Source organism: Vibrio sp. YT-18 (assembly GCF_033337345.1).
GTDB classification, from domain to species: Bacteria; Pseudomonadota; Gammaproteobacteria; order Enterobacterales; family Vibrionaceae; genus Vibrio; species Vibrio alginolyticus.
Genome location: NZ_JAWOQO010000210.1, coordinates 1 through 1,114, shown reverse-complemented (window position 1 = coordinate 1,114; position 1,114 = coordinate 1). Strand labels below are relative to the sequence as shown.

At 44.5% G+C, this 1,114-nt stretch carries 1 protein-coding gene and 2 pseudogenes; 1 reads left to right on the top strand and 2 read right to left on the bottom strand.

What is annotated here, in order from left to right:
- Positions 1-102 (top strand): annotated as a pseudogene (locus R7M72_RS25495) (exonuclease); the annotation flags it as partial.
- Positions 103-287: 185 nt separating this feature from the next.
- Here the strand turns inward: R7M72_RS25495 and R7M72_RS25490 are convergent.
- Together R7M72_RS25490 and R7M72_RS25485 are read right to left on the bottom strand one after the other, a co-directional pair.
- On the bottom strand, positions 288-728 hold the full coding sequence (locus tag R7M72_RS25490) for a TerB family tellurite resistance protein (protein WP_005454910.1): 441 nt from the start codon (positions 726-728) through the stop codon (positions 288-290).
- Positions 729-816: 88 nt separating this feature from the next.
- A pseudogene (locus R7M72_RS25485) lies at positions 817-1,114 on the bottom strand (alkaline phosphatase family protein); the annotation flags it as partial.

The following is a 1,114-nucleotide window of genomic DNA, read 5'->3' as shown; positions in this document are numbered from 1 at the left end:
CGAGCTGCGCAAGAAGCAAAAGGGATTGAGTGGGAAGGGCGTCAGCACTCGGGCTACGTGGATGCGCACAACCTAGCGAAGCTTGCGCTCACCATGCTGTAATTAGTTCGTCATCCAATCATTGTTGTTTTGTCATGGATGTAGCTTAGTGTAGAAGCTGTCAAACACATTCATACCTTGACCAGTATTTTAATAACAATGTCGTTGGCTGAAGAAAAAACGCGCGTAATGCGCGTTTTTTTATTGGTAGAAAATGAGCATTGAGCACAAGTTTTATTGTCACTGCGTTACTGTGATTGCAGTTTTGCGCGGATAAAATCGCTGTGGTCAACGTACAAGAGTTCTGCGGTTTTGCGAATTACGGCATCCTCAAGTGGGTCGATTTGTCCATCGGCATAAGCGACTTCCCACATGCTCTTAATCAAGTTGTAGCGAGTCTCTTGTGTGAGTTCTCGAAGCTGGGAAGTAAAATCGTACAAAGAGGTAGCGTCTTGCGTTTTTTCTTTTGCCTGAGCAAGTAACTGCTCCGATTCTTGCTCGTTTAACTCGAGCAACTTCATCAGTAAAGAACGCTTTGTGCTTTCTTCTTTTTCATCAATTAGATGATCCGCACCAGACACTTCACACAGCAGACATGCGATCGCCATGTTTGGCGACAGTGCATTGGTTTTGCTCAAATCCGAGCCGTCGATAAGTTGTTTAAACAACGAAGTAAGAGAATTAAACATAGTAAGCACCAAGCTGTTTTCTTTTAAGATGGTAATAGATACGGTAAATCTCAAGGTGTCGTATCAAATTTAGCACCGCACTGACAGGTTATTTTCCTTTATCTTCTGCGCGAGTTGGAGGGAAGTTAATCTCCTCTCCGTCGCTAGTCAGAATGCCGATGTGACTCGGTTTCCCTTCATCGTCCAAGCGTAACTCTCCGATAGCACTGTGATTAACTAAGCGATAAAAATTGTGAGTGCTTGGCGCGCGTTTGTAGATCTTCAAGCGTTTACGTTTCGTAAACCAGTTGAGTGGTGAACGCGGACTGTAAAGCATTCTGTCTAGGCCATCGCAGATCGTGAGCAGTTGCGTAGGGAACTGGTTTTTAATTCCGCTACAGGTGATT

What these genes read in the sequence shown, in the direction of transcription:
- R7M72_RS25490 (WP_005454910.1), bottom strand. Translation starts at nt 728, where the DNA reads ATGTTTAATTCTCTTACTTCGTTGTTTAAACAACTTATCGACGGCTCG.